Here is an 18,672-nt window from a genome sequence, read left to right as displayed (position 1 = left end):
CAAAAATCCCATAGATATCACACTTTCATTACGGGCGAACACTGTTCGCCCCTACACCTGTAAGCCATAATATGATATAAAAATCGGTACTGTTTATGCTACAAAATATTGTTGTATTATTAATTGTGCAATAACTTGGTATATAAGAGAGAAAGGACATAGTATACACTTTTATATAATTTGCAACATCCCCACTAACCCTAATTTGTAAAACCAATTTATCTTATCCAAAATCAAAATTGAAAAAATAAAAAGAGTACAGGATGAACTGAGAAATTAAAATCAATTCAACTGTACTCTTTATTTTTATTTTAAAGTTTTTATTTTTATATTTCAAATTCTATCCAATAGGAACTATATATAAATAATTACCCTACTATTATAATCACCTATATTTATTATATTTTAAATCAACATTTACAATTACTACAATATTTTGAAATAATAAAAGATAAATTAAAGACCGTATTTTATTTTTATACGCTCAAGTTTTTTGCCGATTGGTTTTATTAGTACAAAGAGGAACACCACATTTGAAATGGCATAGGTGATTGTAACAGGGATTGCAGTTACAATATTTGCAATAAATCTTGAAAAGTTAAATGTACCGTCATACCAAAATGTTGTCCACACATCCATAAAAAATGAGAATAAAACACCGGCTAATGCACCAAAAACAAGTAGAATAATAATATTCTTTTGAAGAACTTTAGCAAGTAACCCTGCAAGTAATCCAATCAGTCCCCAAGCAAACATTTGGAATGGTGTCCATGGTCCTTGACCGAAAATAAAGTTAGAAATTAAAGCCGTAAATGCACCACAAATAAAGCCATATTCATAACCCATATAAATACCGGTTATCACCACCATTGCAGTTACAGGCTTAAAATGTGGAATAAATGAAAATAGAAATCTACCGGCTACTGAAAGTGCAATCATTACTGCTAAGATAACTAACTTTGTGGTATTGGTGTCCTTCTTTTCAAAGGTCAAAAATAGTGGTACTAGGGAAAATAATGCCACACAAAGTGACACCCAAGCATATGACCTATCCTTAAAAACCACCACACCTAATATAACTGCAAGTGGTACTAATATTATCAGAAATGAAAGTTTAATTATTTTCTTAGCCATTTTGTTCCTCCTTAATTAGAGAAACTACATCATCAACAGTAACTGCATTTGCGAATTTATCACGAGAAATTCTGCTTGATGCTGTGGTGTAGAAATTATTTTTTGAGAAAAATTCTTGTGGTACAAGTGAGGACAGCACTTCCCCATCAAAGAAAAGACCACATCTGTCTGCTACTATTGAGGCAAATTCCACATCATGAGTTACTGTAATAATTGTCACACCATCTGATTTAATCTCTTGCAAAATCTTGCTTAAAGAAAGCTTACTGTAAGCATCCACACCCTTAGTAGGCTCATCAAGTAAGAGAATTTTCGGTTCAGAAATCAGGACTTTTCCTAAAGCACATTTCTGTATTTCACCACCACTAAGGTCATAAGGGTGGTTTTCTAATAAGTCCTTTATACCTAACTTTTCAGCTACTGAATTTATCTTATCTTCATAATTTGACTTTTCAATTCCCTTAATTTTGCAAAGTTCTGTATAGTCATCAATTACCCTGGATTTCAGGAAAACAGATTCAGGGTTTTGTGGCAACATTGCAACACCAAGTCGGTTAAAATCGGCAGTGGTTTTCTTAGTCATTTTGTTGTTATCAATAATAACCTTACCTCTGTATGGCTTTAGAAGTCCTGCAAGAATTTTCAAGGTTGTGGTTTTGCCTGAACCGTTACCACCTAAAATACAGAAGTGTTCACCTTTTTTTATACTTAAATTTGTACCGGAAAGAATGTCATTTCCACCTTTTTCATATCTAAAGAATACATCCTTTAGGGTGATAATATCTTCTGTATTCGGAATAGTATTTCGCAAAGGTAATTTTCTTTCAGAGAAATTTAAGTTAATAAAATTTCTACCTTCCTTTACTGTTAAAGGACATTCACCTTTACTGCCGGACTTTTGCCAAATTCGTACTGCTGAAGGGAAACCCTGTGACATAGGGTGGTTACTTAGCTTTTCACACACATTCCTAGGTGTATCGTAACAAATCACCTTGCCATCTTCCATAACTGCAACCTTATCGGCAATAGGGAAAACCTCTTGCAATCTATGTTCAATAATAATTACAGTTAGTCCAAGTTCATCATTGATTTTCTTTAAGGTTGTAATAAAATCATTGGCAGTTATAGGGTCAAGCTGAGAAGTAGGTTCATCAAGAATAATAACATCAGGTGACATTGCCATAACTGAGGCAAGATTCATCAACTGCTTTTGACCACCTGAAAGCTCAGTAGTCTTTTTCCTAAACAGACTTGTAATGCCAAAGTAGTTTGCCATTTCCCCTACTCTCAGTCTTATATAGTCAGAGTCATAACCTAGGCTTTCAAGACCAAAAGCAAGTTCATGCCACACCTTATCCGTAACAATTTGTTGGTCAGGCTTTTGGAATACAAAGCCGATTTTTTGTGCAGAAATTTTGTCATCTAGCTTTTCTACATCTTCACCCTTATAATAAACTGCACCTTGCTTTTCCCCATGTGGTGCAATTTCTTTTTTTAACATTCTAAGCAGTGTAGTTTTGCCACTACCTGACTGACCACACACCACAACAAAGTCACCACTGTTAATAGATAGGTTCACATTTTGTAGTGCAAAGTTTTCCTTATTCGGATAAGAAAATGTTAAATCTTTGATACTGAGTATTTCCACACAATCACCTCCCAAACCTCTGATACAAATGGTATAAATGATAATAAAGCAAAACTAATATATACAATAATCTGATTAATGCCAAAATTAAAATTTGATATTTCCGGATAAAAGCTAAAGTCAGTTACTCCCATAGCCATTCCTACAATTACTATGCCAAAGAAAATTACAATAGCAAGTAGATAAATTAAGTCCCTTGACCTAAATTTGTACATAGAAAAGTGGGTTCTTCCCTTTAGTCCATAACCTCTTGCTTTCATTGATGAGGCAGTTTCTACAGAATTTTCAAGTGACCAAGTGATTAGTGCAGAAAACACCTTTAGTTCACTTGTGATTTTATTTACAAAGCCTTTTCTGTCATACAGACCTATTGAACTTTGTACATTTCTGATTTCATGTAGCTTTTCTTTAAACAAAGGAATGAACCTTAGTGCCATTGACAGTACAAGGGAAAGCTTAGGAATAGCCTTACCGAAAAGATAAAGGAACTTATCAGTAGTCATAATTAAGCTATAGCACTTGCACCAATAGATAACTGCCATCAGCATTAGGGCAATATCCATACCGTAAATAATAGCCTCCATAGTTACAGGGTTGCCATTCATAAAGAACAGTGGTGTTACACCGTTGTGTGAAAATAGTGGATTGATAATTGTTATCAATAGGAACATAGGAATGTAAAAGGTCAAATCCTTTAGAAACACCTTTATATCTTGAATCATTAGGAAAAACAAAAGTCCACCAACTAACCCTACACCTAAAATTATAGGGTTTGTGCTAAACATAGAAATTACAATTTCACTTAGAAAATACACCATTAAAACTGCCGGATGAATTGTGGCAAAACTTTTTAACTTGTTACTTTCCATTGTTTTCCTCCACAAAATCACAACCAACATCTCTGCCTAAATCACAGGTATAGGACCAGACAATATCGTCACCGTCTTTTAAAGTATAATTAGAACAACCATACTTAGGAAACTTATTGTTCACCTTATACATCCAGCCTGATAATTCTCCACAAGAATATTCATAAAGGTAGTTAATACCCTCAATATAGGCACTACCGTATTTATTTAGGTCAGCACCCTGATATTCCATTTGGATTTTCTTGTAGCGAGTTACTCTGTCAAGAATATCAAAAACAGTATCCTTTGGGTTAAGCACAAACCTAGTTTTCTTTAGAATATAGCCATCCTTTGGAATATACTTTTCTAAGTTTGAATCTAGCTTATCCTTATTGTCAAAGACAGTTTTACATTCTATTGTCATTGTTACTGTTTTGCTATCCGGTTTAATATCGTCAACATGGGTTAAGTAATATTCATCAACAGACTGAAAATCTGTACCCATTATTAAGATAATTACTACTATTATACCGGCAAAAATCGCAAGAATATCTTTCTTCACTATTCTTCCTCAAAATCAATTTCTTTTTTCTTCTTAATTCTTTTTCTGATTCGTAAAACTACAAATAGTATCAGTAGTACTGCCACAACTGTAAGTACTGCAAAAACTATAATATTTCTTGTTTTTTCACTGACTACTGCTAAGGCTCTTTCCGTATCATCAAAGCCTGAAACTTTTGTTTTGTCATAACTACTTAAACTATTGTAGTCAGCAATTACCTTTTCAATTTTATCTTTATCGCTGATTTTCACATTATCAATAGGATAAAGTGAATTGATAGTAGTATTAATTGAGTTGATTTTTTCCTGTATTTTTTCTATTTCTGCTTTATCATTTTTCAGAGTAGAAACATACTTTTCATTTTTACTGTACTGTGCCTTTTCCAATAAAGCTAAAACATCACCATAGTTTTCTGTGGTTAAATCTTTAGGTAAATTATTAATCTTTTCAATATCTTTATCAGTCAAAGGACTTTTCTTAGAAATTGTATCGGTAAAGTCATAAAGTGACTTTTCTCCATTTACATAACGAATATATGATGAAAGTGCAAGTAATGTTTGTTCACTAGCCATTGAATTTGATTTACCTGCTACTGCTGTAGGGTTATCCTTATCATTTACATAAGAATGAGTAAATCCACCATCGGAAGTTTTGTACTTCATTATAGCTGACAGTAAAGTGTTGTTACCTTTGATAAACCTTTTATCGGTTTGAGCATTAATATTTAGTGCAGAAAGTGCGATTACAACTTGACTTGAACTTTCTACATTTTCAGTACCCCAACTAGTAAAGCCACCACTGTTCTTTTGACTTTTTGAAAGGTAGTTAAGTGCCTTGTTAATAGAGTCTTTTACATTTTTATAATCTTGATTTTTAGCAAGGGATTGTAAAGCCATTGCAGTTAAGTCAACATCAGAGTCACCACTAGTTAAAGCCCATCCACCATCACTGTTTTGAGCTGAGATTATACTGTTAATAATGCTTTCCTTACTGTTAAGTGCATTACTTGGTACAGAATAGTTGTTACTGTCAAGTGCAATTAATGCCCAAATGTAACCGTTGATACCTTGTCTACCTAAACCATCTCTGTTATATGTACCGTCAGCAATTAGGTTGATACTGTTGCCGTCTTTATCTTTGCCAAATTCTGTAGGATTACCACCACAAGCTAAAACAGAAAGTGTAATTCTGTGCCATTCTGTTGACTTATATTTACTTAACTTCTGAGGAGTTTTGTATGACTTTTCCACATAGTCCTTTAAAGATGTTAAATATGCGTTATAGTCATCATCATAACCAAGCCTATTCATAGCAATAGGATACCAGTCACCATTAGTAGTACCGGCATAAGTTAGGTATTCACCGGTAAAAAGATTACTGTCTTTACTGACTTTTTGGTCAGACTTTTTCCAATTTATAATATTATCACAAATAGTTTTTAATTCTTTTGTAGAATATATTTTACTTTCAGCACCATAGGCAACTGTTACGGTAGAAAGTATCATCACCATTACAATTACACAAGGTATAATCTTCTTAATCATTTTCATTATTTATCACGTTTCTTCTTAATCATCATTATTAATGTACCTAAAACCACTGCAAGAATACCTATCACAAAAATCATAATCAGGTTAATAAACACATCCTTATAGTCCTTTGACTTTGTAATTACATTAGATTTTTTATTTTCTTTAGTAGAATTATTAGTTACTGTGGTACTTTCTGTTGTCGAAGTTGTAGTGTTGCTCACTGTTGTACTTTCAGTATTAGAAGTAGTTTCTGCTACTGTTTCTTCACTAACACTACTGTTATCGGTATTATTATTTACAACACTATTAACTGAATTATCATTAGGCTGATAATTATTTGTGTTGTTATATGTTGGGGTAGTTTTATTTTCTGTTGTAGAATTATAACTACCGGTAGTATATACAATCTCGGTTTTATTTGTAGTATTTGTTGGATTGGTAGTTGTATTTTTATGTGTAGTAGAATTTGTAACAGTAGGTTTTGACTCAACAGGCTTTGTTGTTGTAGCCTCTGTTACAGTAGGGTCATAAGGCTTTTCATACACATCGGTCATATTATACAAGAAATTCTTGTTATTGCATAGCCTATAATAAGCCACTAAACCGTAAAAACATTGTTCGGTAGCCATTTGATTATAGTTACTGCCTTTAGTGTGGGAAAAACCATTTCCAACATAATAAGAAAGCAAAATGTCAACAAGACTTTTGCCATTCTTAATAAATCTTTTATCTGTGTCAGGGTTAATACCTAATGAGCAAAGTGCCACAATAACTTGACTTGTACTTTCACTGTTAACAGTACCAAAGCTAGAAAATTCTCCTGAAGAATTTTGCATCTTAGTCAAAGCAGTAATACCTCTGTCAACCGACTTTTTTACTTCTTCATTAGAATTATAATACTTAGCCAAAGAAGTAACAGCCATTGCAGTAATGTCAGGGTCAGGTGTATTACCGATTAAAGCCCATCCACCGTTACTTAGTTCTTTACTTATAATATATTCAATTAGATTTTCCCTAGTAGTTTGGTTGCTAGGATTTTCATTTGTTGGAATTTCGTAATTGTTACTGTCAAGTGCAATTAATGCCCATATAGGACCGTTGATACCTTGCCTTTTTACCTTATTAAAATCAGATAAATAACTTAAAAGGTTATAACTGCTTACATTAGTAACATCACTGCCTATTGAAGTTAGTGAAAGGATAACCCTTGAATACTCTGTGTATTTTGCAGTAGATAAAACTCCATTCTTCTCCACCAAAGTATTTACTACATTATTCTGATATTTTTCAAAGTAGGATTTGTCTATATTTAAATCAGACCTGGCAAGACCGATAACCTCCCACTCACCACCGATTGAACCTACAATTGGGGATTGATTAGCAAGGTACTTTCCTGTAGCGTTATATTCTTCCCTACCCTTTAGTGAAGTACTAACCGAACCTACACTTATAATAGAAAGGAAAATTGCAACAACAATAGGCAACACTAGGAACTTACTTTTTCTCTGCATTTTTCTTTTCCTTTTTATTTAATTTAAAAATCTTTAGGTATGCAATATACACACCCTCAGCTACTGCAACTGCAGTAACAATAATAAACATAATATATATGTAAACATCACTAACACTACTACCGTCAGTTGCAAAACAAGTTGTACAACTAATAATAATTAGCAGAATTACTGATATTACAGTCAAAGTTAATTTCTTAAATTTCATAGTTTTATTTTCTTTATTAGAATTTTTATTCTTCATTATTTTTCTCACAATTTTTCTTGTACTGAGCTTTTCTTTCCTTTGCTCTTTTTTGTTTCTCTTGTTTTACTAATAATTTTTTGTCATCCCTAGGTGGTTTTACTCCTGCCTTTTCTAAGGCTCTTGGCCATGGACCTAGGTGGGACTTTATCATCATAACTTGCCAATCTGTAAAGTCACTTTTCTTAGGCAATTCATTATTTTCATTAAATTTATTCTTAATAAGAACTATACAATCTTCTTTAGTTAACTTGTCTTCCATTATTTCTCCACTGTAAATATGGAAATAACTGATACTCCCCTAAGGAAGTATCAGTTACCCCTATAAATTTAATTATTTTGAATACATATAGAATGATGCACCAATTAAAGTATCAAGTTCCGGATTGGCAATATACTTCTGAATCTTTGTTGCAGATTTTACAGTAATTTTATCCATATGGTCAAACATAGCACATTCTTTCTGAACATCATTTAGTTCAGCTAACTTAGTAACATACTTCTGTAGTAATGTTGTATCCTGAACAGTTACTTCACCATCTTGGTTTATGTCACCATAAATATACTTACTTCTCTCTACACCACAGTAAATACACTTGTCGTTTTCGAAAGTACAGAATTCTTCTTCACTTTCACCACAACCATCACAAGTCTTAATGTGTTTACCGTTTAATAGAGTTTCATAAGTGTAGTTATGAATATGCTTTTCACCATAGCAATATAGATAACCTTCTTCGTTAAAGAAGTAGATTTGACCTTCATCATCAATAGCAATCTGTTCGTAAGCATATGCTGCTGTACTTGTTGTTGAAAGGTTGCTTAACTGCTTTAGTTCACCGGAAGTGCTGTTTTCATTATCCTCTAGATAATAAATATTACCCGGTGCATTGTATGACTGAACATAAATATAAACATTACCTGTTTCTTCTTCGTAACCTGTTGAAAGGATTGGGTTACTCTGAATCTTCATACCGATTTTGTTAGTTGTATAGATAGTGCTTAAAAAGTCATTGTCATCAGGATTACCGTTGATAACATCAATAGTACCACCCTGACCTGCTACATAAATTCTGTTGTTATATACAACCGGTGCACATACAGTTTCTTGGCTGATAGTAGCAGATTTATAAGTTTCCTTATCAAAGTCACCATTATCATTTAGCTTAACTGCATGTAGGTTTTTCTGTTTGTATGAACCCCAATATAGATAGTCTGTTGTGCTATCGTAAGCAAGTTCACCACCAATATTAAAAGTTGTAGTACGGTTTTCATCATACTTATACTGATACTTAATTGTGTTTGTCTTGTAGTCAACACAGTAAATATCATTTGTTGCTACTACATAGTAGTAATTATTAGCAAATACACCTTGTGACCAGTTAAATGAGTCACCACCAATAGTACCTTCACCAACCTGAGTTAGTACATTGTCACTATTTTTATTTACCTTATAAATGTTACCGTTACAAACTAAGTAACCCTTGTTGTACTGCATAGGGTGATACTGACTAAATGTACCCTTAACTTTACCAAGTGACTGTAGAGTATCAATGTCAAATGCTTCAATATCATTTGAAGTTGAAACGAAAATCATTCCGTCACCATATGCAACATAGTCATAGTAGAATGCTGTTGAACCTGCTACTGCAACAGTTTCGCCTTTACCTGTCTTTGTGTCAACCTTATGTAGGTTACCACCACCTGTTGCATATAGGTAATCGTCAACAATTACTGACTGACCGGCATAGTAAGAACCCCAAGAACCCTTAGTTCTGTTAAGTTCATAAGACCACTTTTCTTCAGGATTGTTCTTTACAACCTTAGTATCAGTTACTTGATTACCGTCCTTAAAGTTGTTCATAGCACCGGCCCACTCAACATTGTGAGTGTCCTCAGGTTCATCAGGTGTTGACTGTTTTGCATCGTCAAGTGCCTTAATAGCATTATCAATCTGTTCTTCTGTTACATTCCAAGTGTTTAATAGCTTAACTGCATCTGTATAAGCAGTACCGTATTCACTCTGAGCATTTTCGTCATTAATATCAGCAACATAAGAAATAAGGTCACTTCTATCTACAAACTTATTTGTAGTATCAAAGCTCATCATACCCCAGCTAATACCAACATCTTCACCATAGCCGTAAAGAGTGTACTGAAGTCTTACAACACTACCGTCTGTATAGTGAGTTGTGTCTGCCTTGTCAGCATAGCTAACACCACCTGCACCAACATCAATACCCTTGTTATCTACAGTAAACATCCAACCACTGTATGAAGTGTAGTCAAAAGCCTGAAGAACATCGTCCTTTGTTCTACCATTTACATTTTTACCAAGAGCATTCTTAATGTCTGAAGGAATTTCATCAGAAGTCCAATTTTCAGGTTCGCCACCATCTTTGATACCTTCTAGGTAGTAGTTTGAAATATCACCTGTAAATGTACTTCTGTCGCCTAACATTCTTTCTGTAATATCTGCCAAAGAGTCACCCTCATAGTAACCAACCTTAATTGGTTCTTGAACGAAACCTTGACCAAGAGTGTTTCTTTCAACAGTCATATAAATATAACCGTCAAAAGCCTTTTCTTCTTCTGCACTAAAAGTTGCTACTGTTGAAATAACAAGAGCTAGTGCAAGAAATAATGATAATAATTTCCTCATTGTTTCCTCTCCTTGTTGTTTTTATATAATATCATAATGCAAGCTATAATTGCCAAAACAACTACACCTGCAATTATTATTAAAAAAATGAAAAATCCATTTACAGTATTAATTTCTTTTACAGAATTATTACTACTTTCACTACTAAAATTATCAGAGTTATCAGAAACATTAGAATTATTATCTTCATTATTACCCTTGACATTTTCAGTATTGCTTACTGTTTCCTTACTGATATTTTTACTGTTATCAGTAGCAATTTCTTTTGTATCATTCTTCTTGTTATCGACATTTTTATTTTCCTTAGAAGAATTATTATCTATACTATTAATACTATTATCTGTATTATTATTTACAGAATTTTTATTAACTGCTTTGCTACTGTTATTAGCAGTATTTTTCTTTGTGGTTTTATCAGTAGTATTTTTAGTAGTTTTTGAAGTAGGAATTTTCACTTTAACAGTAACAGTATCACTGTCTTTTTTGCCTTCTCCATTGTCAAAAACAGATTTAACTGTAATTGAAGTATTGTTCTTTACCTTAAAATACTCATTATCACTATAACTTTTCCCATTATAATGATAAGTTACCCTAGAATAATAATTTTCCAAAGTTGCACTTATTGCAACAGTACTTTTACCTTTAGGCAAAGTTAAGGTATAGCTTTTATTATTAGTAGAAAAGCTAGGTGACAGCTTACCACTTGTAAAATGCAAATTCTTAATTTTTGCAATAGGGTTATTAAAGTCACAACCAATATCTTTACCAAGACCGGTAGCAGTAAACTGCCACTTAATTTCATCATTATTCTTTACATAAAATTCTGAAGCACCTTTATTGATAAACCAATTGTTGTAGCTAATCATCCAACCACTTTCACTACCAACAGAAAATTCACCTAAACCGTAACCGTCACTAACCTTTTTTCCACTGACTGTAGTAAAGTTGTCAATTGATGCAAGGTAAAACCCACCACCCATTTCAGGTTTACCTGTATATGCCGGTTTGATACCCTTTTCCTTTAACAATCTTAAGGTGACAGTTGCAATAGTATCGTTTTTATTAATTTTTACTTTGGTTTTGTTAATGATTTTCCCAAGCTGATGAGGAAAATCTCCCTTGTCACTACCACGGATACCATAGTCCTGAAAGCTAATAGTTACATAACCACTACTAGCAGAAACATTTACTATACCAAATGATAGAATTACTGTGATAGCAACAAGGATTAGAGCAAATAACTTTTTCATAAACACCTAAAATATAACACAAAATGGGCATAAAAAAACTCCTTGCAAAACGCAAAGAGACACCAAAACAAAACATTACCCATAGTAATGCTTTAAAAATGGTTACTCTTCTTACCCAAAAGTACTAAAACCTTGAATATAGCAAGTCATCTGGCTTAATTCACAGTAATGGCAGTTGCAACGGACTTTCACCGTATTTCCCTTGCCTATATTCTTATTCAATTACAAAGACAGTATACCACAATCTCCCCTATATTTCAACTTATATTTTTTAGTTATGAAATGGTATTAAGTAAAGCTATAATGGGGATTTTTGAAATCCTTTAAATGTTAAACATTAACAAAAAATCACTTTACAATATCATATAAATAGTATAAACTACTATTATAAATATGAAATGAGGTATTAATATGAAAAACTTAGACAAAATTTTTATGACATTATTTATTATAGGTACAGTATTCTTAGTTGTATCGGTGTGTTTCTTCCGTCTTGCACCATTTGGTTTTAATGTTGCAATGTCTGTTCTTGAGGGACTTACTGCTGTAATTATGCTTGTACTTACCGGTATTTCTGCTATCAAAAATCGTAAGTCATCAGGCTCATGGTATAGCAACCCATTCCAGGTAATCTTTTTCTCCGTTATCCTTATGGGTTGGGCTATTGCCGTATTCTTTGTAATGTAGTTAATTATAATCTTATGAAACATTCCGGAAATAAAAGTAATATAAATAAGTATGATAAAATATTAATGTTTCTTCAAATTATAGATATTATTTTTGTTATTGTGCAAATATCTATATTCAAAAATGTTCCACTGTACATCAATATTATAATGACAGTAATATCAATCCCATTAGCTTTGTTAATTATTGTATATACAATTGTCAGCTACATAAAAAGTAAAAAATTATATGATGATTTATGGTGTGGTACTAGGGATTATTTATTCTGCATTGCCCTATTAACAATAATAGTAGGATTAATCCCCTATTTTGTAATGTGATTTTTGTTTTGGTATCTGATTTGAAGTAATTTCATTCTACAAATTATATAGAAAAGGTAAAATATGATTATAAACATAAAGACAAACCGTACAATAGAAGAAATCGAAAACACATTATCAAATCAAATTCTAGAAAAATATCCCAGAAGGTACAGTGAAAACAGAAAAGGTATCAACTGGGTAAGCAACAAAAAGGACTTTCTATGCTTATTTTATGAGGATGATAACAAGGATCGTTTTGGTTGTCAAACTACTGCAAAACCATTTTTCTACGGAAAATTGATTAAATTCAGAGGTAACTACAGAATAGTAGGCATTGCTTGTCTTAACATAGTAGATATTCTTATAATTCTGGCTTTACTCATAATTTCAATTTTTGGAGCTGATGAATTTTTGGAATTTGACAGTGAAACTCTGTTTGGCTTAGTCTTTGCTTGTTTTATCCTTGCAATTTTTGTTAATGACCTACTTATCGACACTAAAAAAATCAAGAAATATTTAATAGAAAAATTTGGATAGGAGATTACTATGACTATTTTAAAAAAACATCACAAAGCAACTATTGCGATTATTGTAACTGTCATTGTTGCTATCATTTGTACTCTAGCTTATTTATTTCTTAGCCTTATTGATTTTCACTTTTATTTTGGTTGGAAAGATGTGAAATTAAGCAATACAATTTCCATAAAAGTACCTAATGATTGGAATGAAAGTAAGGAAAATGGAATGATTTATTTTTCTAAAGATACTTCTAATGATAAGGACAAGATAATACTTTTCCAAAGTAAAGCTGAAGATATGTATGACTTTGGTGAACCATTAAACAATGATGCAAAAGCTGAAAAGAATATTATCAGCCATAACTTTAAGAGTATGATAAAAGTTAACGGTGAAGTAAATTCATTAAGTACAGTACAAGGTGATGCAGTAATTTCTGCTGACAATGTTATCTATAAAACAGACTATGTTTCCTTTAATAATAATGATGAAGAAATAACATTCTACAGTTGGAATGATAATCTTGATACTGACACATTAGAAAAAATTGCTGATTCTGTGTCATACAATTAAATCTATATAAGCAAAACCACCCCTAAAAGCATTTGCCTTTAGGGGTGGTTTAATAAGTAAAATTAAATTTTAAAGTAAATAATAAACTATATTAACGGTGCAACAAACTTAAGTACTTTACCGATTAGTTTAATGTACCATTTATCATTCTTAATACTTTCATATGTAACTTGCTGACACTTAGCAAGTGTATCCTTATAGTCACTTTTAATATCTTCAATACACCTTGTACCATACATATATGTTGCACATTCAAAATGATGGTACAGACTTCTGTAGTCCATATTAATTGAACCCACAACCGACTTAACATCATCACTTACAAATACTTTTGCATGGACAAATCCGGGAGTATATTCATACACCTTTACACCTGCATCAAGCAATTTCTTGTAGTGAGTTTTTGCAAGTGCTTGTGCAACAAAGCTGTCTGAAATATGAGGCAAAATAATTCTAACATCAACACCTCTCTCAGCTGAAAATGTCAATGAATTTTCCAGTTCACCATCCATAATCATATATGGTGTCATAATATAAACATAGTCCTTTGCACGATTAAGAATATCCATATATACAGATTTGCCAACATCATATTCATCAAGTGGACAATCACCAAATGGCATTACAAAACCATTGCTAAAGTAACCACCGGCAGAAGGGCTATCCCCTACATTTAGGTACTTTGAAAAGTCACAATGTCTTTCATTTACACTCCACATTTGTAGGAACATTAGTGTAAAGCTATCTACTGCATCACCCTTTAGCATAACACCAACATCCTTAAAATGACCATACTTATGGGTATAGTTAATGTACTCATCAGCCATATTGATTCCACCGTTATAGGCAGTCTTACCGTCAATAACCATAATCTTTCTATGGTCTCTGTAATTATAATGTGTTGAAATAAACGGTGATACAGGTGAGAACACCTTGCAATGAATTCCAAGTTTCTCTAAGCTACTAGGGTAAGTTCTTGGTAGTAATGCAAATTCACAAGTACCATCATACATTACCCTAACATCAACACCTTCATTTGCCTTTTTAATCAGTACTTCCAAAATATTATCCCACATATATCCATCATCAACAATGAAGTACTCCATAAAGATAAAGTCTTTTGCTTTATCAAGTTCAACAAGCATTGACTGAAACATCTTTTCACCTATTGGATAATAGGTAACATCAGTATTTTCATACAACGGAAATCTTCCTGACTTGTTTAAATAATAATTCAAATCAGCTACATCAGGACAAATTTCTTCTACTTTATCAATAACAGATTTATCCTGTGTGATTTTATTTTTAGTATTTTTTAGGATATTAGTAACTTTTTTCTTTAGAACTCTGTGGCCTATATCAACAGTAGTATAAATGTATAGCAATGCTCCGAATATAGGCAGAAAGGCCATTGTAGTCAGCCAAGTAATTTTGCTTGATGCATCATGGTCACTATTCACAATTACTGTAATCATAAATATGTAAAATACTGCTGAGATTATGTAGTAATGTGGTGCTAACTGACTAAACTTTAAGAATAGACCAAGTAAAACTAATATTTGCAAAGCAAGAAGAACCAGCACAATTCCAAATCGGCTGAAAACCATTGAGATTATACCCTTTTTAAATGCTATCTTCTTTTTGCCTTGTTCTTGATTTTTCATAATTACCTCCCATAATTAAAATTTATTTACCGCTCCTCATTTATATTTTAACATTAAAAGAAAATTATGCAATACTAAAAATAATATTTATGAAAATAAGAAGAAATTTGTTAAATAATACGGAAAATATTATCAACCAAAATCATAATCATTTATACAATTCTTGAATTAATATGATAATGATGTTAAAATGGTTGTAGTTGCAAGAAAGGAAAAATATAATGAAAAATCTCAAAAATCAAAGCAACAAGTTACCATACATAATTTTCGGAATATTGTCTTTATTTTCTATAAGCCTTATTTTTAACAATAATCTATGGTTTGATGAATCATATACCCTATCACTAATTCAGCACAATTTCTCAAAGATAATTGAAATACTGAAAACCGATATGCACCCACCACTATACTTTTTGTCATTAAAAGTATTTTGTATGATTTTCGGTTACTCAATACATATCACAAAAGTCTTTTCTGTACTGGGCTATATTGCAACACTTTCACTTGGCTTAACAGTAATAAAAAAGCATTTTGACAATACAACATCAATAATCTATATGCTTACTGTAGGTGCAGTTCCTATGTCACTGTATTTTAGTGTTCAGCAAAGGTCATATCAATGGTGTATATTTTTCGTTACACTTTCATTTATAGAGGCTTTGCTATTTATTGAAAATCACAAAATACACCATTGTGTTATATTTGTTATAGCCTCTTTATTTTCAGCATACAACCACCTCTATGCACTACTTGCAGTGGGAATAATTTTTGCATTCGTTAATATTTACATTATTTTAAAAGACAGAAAACTATTAAAAGCAATTATAATCTCATATATTGCAATGGTAGCAGGATATTCTCCATGGATTATACCACTATTAAATCAAACCAAATCAGCAGCAGGAAACTTCTGGCTAAAAGGTGTAGAGCCACTTTCACTAATAGTTTTTGCATCAGGAATTATTGTTTCAGCACTAATATTAGCAAAGAAAGATAATCGCAAATTACCTATAATATTTGCAATAATCAGCATATTAAGTGTTCAGATAATCGGACTTTTTGTAACTATCTTTATTCGACCATTTTACATAGCAAGATATTGCAATGAAGTATTAGGAATTTTTGCTTTGTTAGTTGCTTTTGGCACAAAAAATATTAAAGTAAAAGCCAAAAAGGTTATTTGCATATGCCTTTCTATTCTCAGCATAGGCTGTGTTGTTGTTACAGGAATATTTGAATACAACCCATCAATGAAGAACTTTTTCAACCGTTTTGACAAAGTCACTTCTTCTTCCGATACATTTATTTATTCCGACAGTGCCTTTGGAATTATGTCATACTATTACCCTAAGAATACTCACATTTGTACCTACTATGAGTCATGGTTTTCTGCTTTTGATAATGTTCAGTACATTAATAAAAAGAAGATTAAGTCTAAGATAAATTCAAGTGATACAGTTTGGTTTGTGAAAAATACATTAACAAAAACCCCTATGTACCTGAAAGAGAATTATAAACTAAAATCAGTTGATACATTTAAATGTGACTTCAATACCTTTCAGGTTTATTCAGTTCAGAAGAAATAGCATTTCATATTATTTATATTAACAACAAAATCAAATTTACACTGAAAAGAGGTAATGATGTTAGTTAACTTAGTATTCGATTATTATACAGATGTTATCAATGTTCCTGATGAAATAGGAACTCAAATCAAAAAATATCAAAGGAAATGTGACAAGTGGTTATATAATAAAGATAATAACCATCAGTATTGGGAAAAAGATGAATATGGTAAAAAGCTCGGTATTGGAATTTGTAGTGATGCTTTTGTTTATTGGTTAAATAGTTTTGTTCTAAATGATAGTGAACAAAAAGCAGTTGTACTTAAAAGAAATCTGCAAGAATATGATTCCTCCTTACCTACAATATTTTATTAAGTTGCTGACTGTTATCTATTATTTTAAGGAGAATTATAAATGAAAAGACTATTATGTATTGTTATTTCCCTATTGTTTGTCACTTTTTCTTTAACCGGATGTAATATTCTTGGTGGTGACCTAAAGGCTTTGCCCTATTCTTTTTTTGCATCATCAGAAAAAATTGCTACTGACACAATGAAAAAGGTAGTTAAAGCTTTTGATAACAAAGATAAAGAAATGGTAAAATCACTGTTCGCTAAAGAAGTATTGAAGAAGTACAAAAACTTTGATAAAGACTTAGAAAAAGCCTTTAAGTACTATACAATAAAATCTGAAAAAGTTGATTATGATTGGGCAGGTGATAGTGATAGTACTGATGAAAATGGTACAGTTGCATATACTGATTGTCTAGCCACTTTAAAAGATAAAAATGATAAATTTACTTTTGGTGTTAATGTTTGTTACCAAGATGACACTAATGAGTTGAATGAGGGTGTATGGTGTATTTATCTACAAAATGAAAAGTTAGAACCGACAAAAGATTCTGAAATTAATGATTCTGAACCAAATTATGGTATCTATTTAAATAGATAATCAAATTAATTATCCAAGGAAACATACATATTGGCAAAACAATTTTAACTGTGGCATTAATGACTTTTTTTCGCTGTAATGATTATTTTTATAATTGTTGCAATAATCCGTAGTATTTTTTATATGAAATATCAAAGTCTGAAAAAATTTATTTTTCACCATTAGTAGGTATCAAAATTAATGGAATTTCGTATTCCTTAATTTATAAAAGAAAAGAAATTGACACTTGTGTTATATATCAAAAATATAAAGGTTTCTATTATATGATTGGCACAAAAGAAATTTATAAAGTCGGCAAAGGAAAAATTATTACTATTGACCAAGAAAATATAGAAGGTTTTGAAGTATCTCTAATTGAAACATTAAAAAGAGAATGCAAGAAAAAAATCAGTGAACATCAAGAATTATTCAACTGTATATCAGCTACTTGTGATGACTTTCATAAATAAGTAGCAACAATATGATTTGTTATACCTTAGTGTCCACTACTATTTATAGTTCATCAGAACAAAAATTATTATAATAAAACTAAGGCTAAAAGGTGTAGAATCTTTCAGCAAAATTTATTATATTAAACTTTCTCAAAGTTCATATTATCAAATCAAACTTCACCTATAACTAGTTTACTTTGACAATCACTCAACTGATACCTTGAAACAAATTTTCTCAAATCAGAACTTCGCCATATGTAGATATTAAAAATTAGCACAAACAAAAGCCTTCCTTGTGTAAAGGAAGGTGTCAGCGAATGCTGACGGATGGATTGTCACGGTAGACAGTATTCTCTAGATAAAATATGTACGCGGAGATAAGAGTCACCTAGAATAAAAAAGAAAGATGTAATTAAAAAATCAAATTAAAGTACTCCCCCAACTTACTAATGCATAGAGGAAGTTTCCTACCACGCTTGAAAGTTACACATCAGAATTAAAGTATCTGATGAAATCCACTCGCAAAAAGTAAGCAACCAAAAATAATGAATAGTATTAAGTTAGATAAATGATTGATAGAAAACAAAACTATGCA

Annotated in this window: 18 protein-coding genes and 1 riboswitch; of the genes, 7 read left to right on the top strand and 11 right to left on the bottom strand. The window is 31.7% G+C overall.

Going from position 1 to position 18,672, the window contains the following annotated elements; translation table 11 throughout:
* Positions 1-456: 456 nt before the first annotated feature.
* The 10 genes from WMO18_RS08660 to WMO18_RS08615 form a co-directional block, all read right to left on the bottom strand.
* Positions 457-1,134, bottom strand: a complete 678-nt coding sequence (locus WMO18_RS08660) for an ECF transporter S component (RefSeq protein ID WP_211148146.1) — start codon at positions 1,132-1,134, stop codon at positions 457-459.
* Positions 1,127-2,782 (bottom strand): ABC transporter ATP-binding protein, encoded by a 1,656-nt coding sequence (locus WMO18_RS08655; protein WP_211148145.1) that lies wholly within the window; start codon positions 2,780-2,782, stop codon positions 1,127-1,129. Before WMO18_RS08655 ends, WMO18_RS08660 begins: the two co-directional genes overlap by 8 nt.
* A complete protein-coding gene (locus tag WMO18_RS08650; RefSeq protein WP_211148144.1) occupies positions 2,755-3,651 on the bottom strand; it encodes an energy-coupling factor transporter transmembrane component T in 897 nt (298 codons plus the stop codon). Before WMO18_RS08650 ends, WMO18_RS08655 begins: the two co-directional genes overlap by 28 nt.
* On the bottom strand, positions 3,641-4,192 hold the full coding sequence (locus WMO18_RS08645) for a DUF4430 domain-containing protein (protein ID WP_211148143.1): 552 nt from the start codon (positions 4,190-4,192) through the stop codon (positions 3,641-3,643). Before WMO18_RS08645 ends, WMO18_RS08650 begins: the two co-directional genes overlap by 11 nt.
* Complete coding sequence (locus WMO18_RS08640) at positions 4,192-5,736, bottom strand: prenyltransferase/squalene oxidase repeat-containing protein (protein WP_367286547.1); 1,545 nt, start codon at positions 5,734-5,736, stop codon at positions 4,192-4,194. The genes WMO18_RS08645 and WMO18_RS08640 overlap by 1 nt, the downstream gene beginning before the upstream one ends.
* A 5-nt stretch (positions 5,737-5,741) precedes the next feature.
* Complete coding sequence (locus tag WMO18_RS08635; protein ID WP_211148141.1) at positions 5,742-7,235, bottom strand: prenyltransferase/squalene oxidase repeat-containing protein; 1,494 nt, start codon at positions 7,233-7,235, stop codon at positions 5,742-5,744.
* Positions 7,219-7,479, bottom strand: coding sequence for a hypothetical protein (locus tag WMO18_RS08630; RefSeq protein WP_211148140.1), 261 nt, complete (start codon positions 7,477-7,479; stop codon positions 7,219-7,221). The genes WMO18_RS08635 and WMO18_RS08630 overlap by 17 nt, the downstream gene beginning before the upstream one ends.
* Positions 7,469-7,741 (bottom strand): homing endonuclease associated repeat-containing protein, encoded by a 273-nt coding sequence (locus tag WMO18_RS08625; protein ID WP_211148139.1) that lies wholly within the window; start codon positions 7,739-7,741, stop codon positions 7,469-7,471. The genes WMO18_RS08630 and WMO18_RS08625 overlap by 11 nt, the downstream gene beginning before the upstream one ends.
* A 72-nt stretch (positions 7,742-7,813) precedes the next feature.
* Entirely contained in the window at positions 7,814-10,138 is a 2,325-nt protein-coding gene (locus WMO18_RS08620) for a hypothetical protein (RefSeq protein ID WP_211148138.1), read from the bottom strand.
* On the bottom strand, positions 10,135-11,388 hold the full coding sequence (locus WMO18_RS08615) for a DUF4430 domain-containing protein (protein WP_367286546.1): 1,254 nt from the start codon (positions 11,386-11,388) through the stop codon (positions 10,135-10,137). Before WMO18_RS08615 ends, WMO18_RS08620 begins: the two co-directional genes overlap by 4 nt.
* 135 nt (positions 11,389-11,523) lie before the next feature.
* Positions 11,524-11,607, bottom strand: a riboswitch (adenosylcobalamin-variant (AdoCbl-variant) riboswitch).
* 192 nt (positions 11,608-11,799) lie between these two features.
* Here WMO18_RS08615 and WMO18_RS08610 point away from each other — a divergent pair.
* From WMO18_RS08610 to WMO18_RS08600, 3 genes are all read left to right on the top strand, one after another.
* Positions 11,800-12,075: a hypothetical protein gene (locus WMO18_RS08610; protein ID WP_211148435.1), complete on the top strand. Its 276-nt coding sequence runs from the start codon at positions 11,800-11,802 to the stop codon at positions 12,073-12,075.
* A gap of 383 nt (positions 12,076-12,458) precedes the next feature.
* Positions 12,459-12,914, top strand: coding sequence for a hypothetical protein (locus tag WMO18_RS08605; RefSeq protein WP_329979147.1), 456 nt, complete (start codon positions 12,459-12,461; stop codon positions 12,912-12,914).
* Positions 12,915-12,923: 9 nt separating this feature from the next.
* Entirely contained in the window at positions 12,924-13,466 is a 543-nt protein-coding gene (locus WMO18_RS08600) for a hypothetical protein (RefSeq protein WP_329979146.1), read from the top strand.
* A gap of 86 nt (positions 13,467-13,552) precedes the next feature.
* Here WMO18_RS08600 and cls read toward each other — a convergent pair whose 3' ends face one another.
* A complete protein-coding gene (gene cls, locus WMO18_RS08595; protein ID WP_211148432.1) occupies positions 13,553-15,130 on the bottom strand; it encodes a cardiolipin synthase in 1,578 nt (525 codons plus the stop codon).
* A gap of 221 nt (positions 15,131-15,351) precedes the next feature.
* Here cls and WMO18_RS08590 point away from each other — a divergent pair, with 221 nt between their 5' ends.
* From WMO18_RS08590 to WMO18_RS08575, 4 genes are all read left to right on the top strand, one after another.
* Positions 15,352-16,716 carry a glycosyltransferase family 39 protein gene (locus WMO18_RS08590; RefSeq protein WP_367286545.1) on the top strand — a complete coding sequence of 455 codons (1,365 nt, stop codon included), beginning with the start codon at positions 15,352-15,354 and terminating at the stop codon, positions 16,714-16,716.
* A gap of 57 nt (positions 16,717-16,773) precedes the next feature.
* On the top strand, positions 16,774-17,070 hold the full coding sequence (locus tag WMO18_RS08585; RefSeq protein ID WP_294671284.1) for a hypothetical protein: 297 nt from the start codon (positions 16,774-16,776) through the stop codon (positions 17,068-17,070).
* A gap of 39 nt (positions 17,071-17,109) precedes the next feature.
* Positions 17,110-17,646 (top strand): DUF5104 domain-containing protein, encoded by a 537-nt coding sequence (locus WMO18_RS08580; protein WP_367286544.1) that lies wholly within the window; start codon positions 17,110-17,112, stop codon positions 17,644-17,646.
* A gap of 263 nt (positions 17,647-17,909) precedes the next feature.
* Entirely contained in the window at positions 17,910-18,095 is a 186-nt protein-coding gene (locus tag WMO18_RS08575) for a hypothetical protein (RefSeq protein WP_329979140.1), read from the top strand.
* Positions 18,096-18,672 lie beyond the last annotated feature (577 nt).

The organism is Ruminococcoides intestinihominis, assembly GCF_040096285.1.
Classification (GTDB): domain Bacteria; phylum Bacillota; class Clostridia; order Oscillospirales; family Acutalibacteraceae; genus Ruminococcoides; species Ruminococcoides intestinihominis.
This window is presented reverse-complemented; position numbering and strand designations above follow the sequence as displayed.

What these genes read in the sequence shown, in the direction of transcription:
- WMO18_RS08620 (WP_211148138.1), bottom strand. Translation starts at nt 10,138, where the DNA reads ATGAGGAAATTATTATCATTATTTCTTGCACTAGCTCTTGTTATTTCA.
- WMO18_RS08630 (WP_211148140.1), bottom strand. Translation starts at nt 7,479, where the DNA reads ATGAAGAATAAAAATTCTAATAAAGAAAATAAAACTATGAAATTTAAG.
- WMO18_RS08635 (WP_211148141.1), bottom strand. Translation starts at nt 7,235, where the DNA reads ATGCAGAGAAAAAGTAAGTTCCTAGTGTTGCCTATTGTTGTTGCAATT.
- WMO18_RS08640 (WP_367286547.1), bottom strand. Translation starts at nt 5,736, where the DNA reads ATGATTAAGAAGATTATACCTTGTGTAATTGTAATGGTGATGATACTT.
- WMO18_RS08585 (WP_294671284.1), top strand. Translation starts at nt 16,774, where the DNA reads ATGTTAGTTAACTTAGTATTCGATTATTATACAGATGTTATCAATGTT.
- WMO18_RS08615 (WP_367286546.1), bottom strand. Translation starts at nt 11,388, where the DNA reads ATGAAAAAGTTATTTGCTCTAATCCTTGTTGCTATCACAGTAATTCTA.
- WMO18_RS08625 (WP_211148139.1), bottom strand. Translation starts at nt 7,741, where the DNA reads ATGGAAGACAAGTTAACTAAAGAAGATTGTATAGTTCTTATTAAGAAT.
- WMO18_RS08600 (WP_329979146.1), top strand. Translation starts at nt 12,924, where the DNA reads ATGACTATTTTAAAAAAACATCACAAAGCAACTATTGCGATTATTGTA.
- WMO18_RS08590 (WP_367286545.1), top strand. Translation starts at nt 15,352, where the DNA reads ATGAAAAATCTCAAAAATCAAAGCAACAAGTTACCATACATAATTTTC.
- WMO18_RS08660 (WP_211148146.1), bottom strand. Translation starts at nt 1,134, where the DNA reads ATGGCTAAGAAAATAATTAAACTTTCATTTCTGATAATATTAGTACCA.
- WMO18_RS08610 (WP_211148435.1), top strand. Translation starts at nt 11,800, where the DNA reads ATGAAAAACTTAGACAAAATTTTTATGACATTATTTATTATAGGTACA.
- WMO18_RS08580 (WP_367286544.1), top strand. Translation starts at nt 17,110, where the DNA reads ATGAAAAGACTATTATGTATTGTTATTTCCCTATTGTTTGTCACTTTT.
- WMO18_RS08650 (WP_211148144.1), bottom strand. Translation starts at nt 3,651, where the DNA reads ATGGAAAGTAACAAGTTAAAAAGTTTTGCCACAATTCATCCGGCAGTT.
- cls (WP_211148432.1), bottom strand. Translation starts at nt 15,130, where the DNA reads ATGAAAAATCAAGAACAAGGCAAAAAGAAGATAGCATTTAAAAAGGGT.
- WMO18_RS08575 (WP_329979140.1), top strand. Translation starts at nt 17,910, where the DNA reads ATGATTGGCACAAAAGAAATTTATAAAGTCGGCAAAGGAAAAATTATT.
- WMO18_RS08605 (WP_329979147.1), top strand. Translation starts at nt 12,459, where the DNA reads ATGATTATAAACATAAAGACAAACCGTACAATAGAAGAAATCGAAAAC.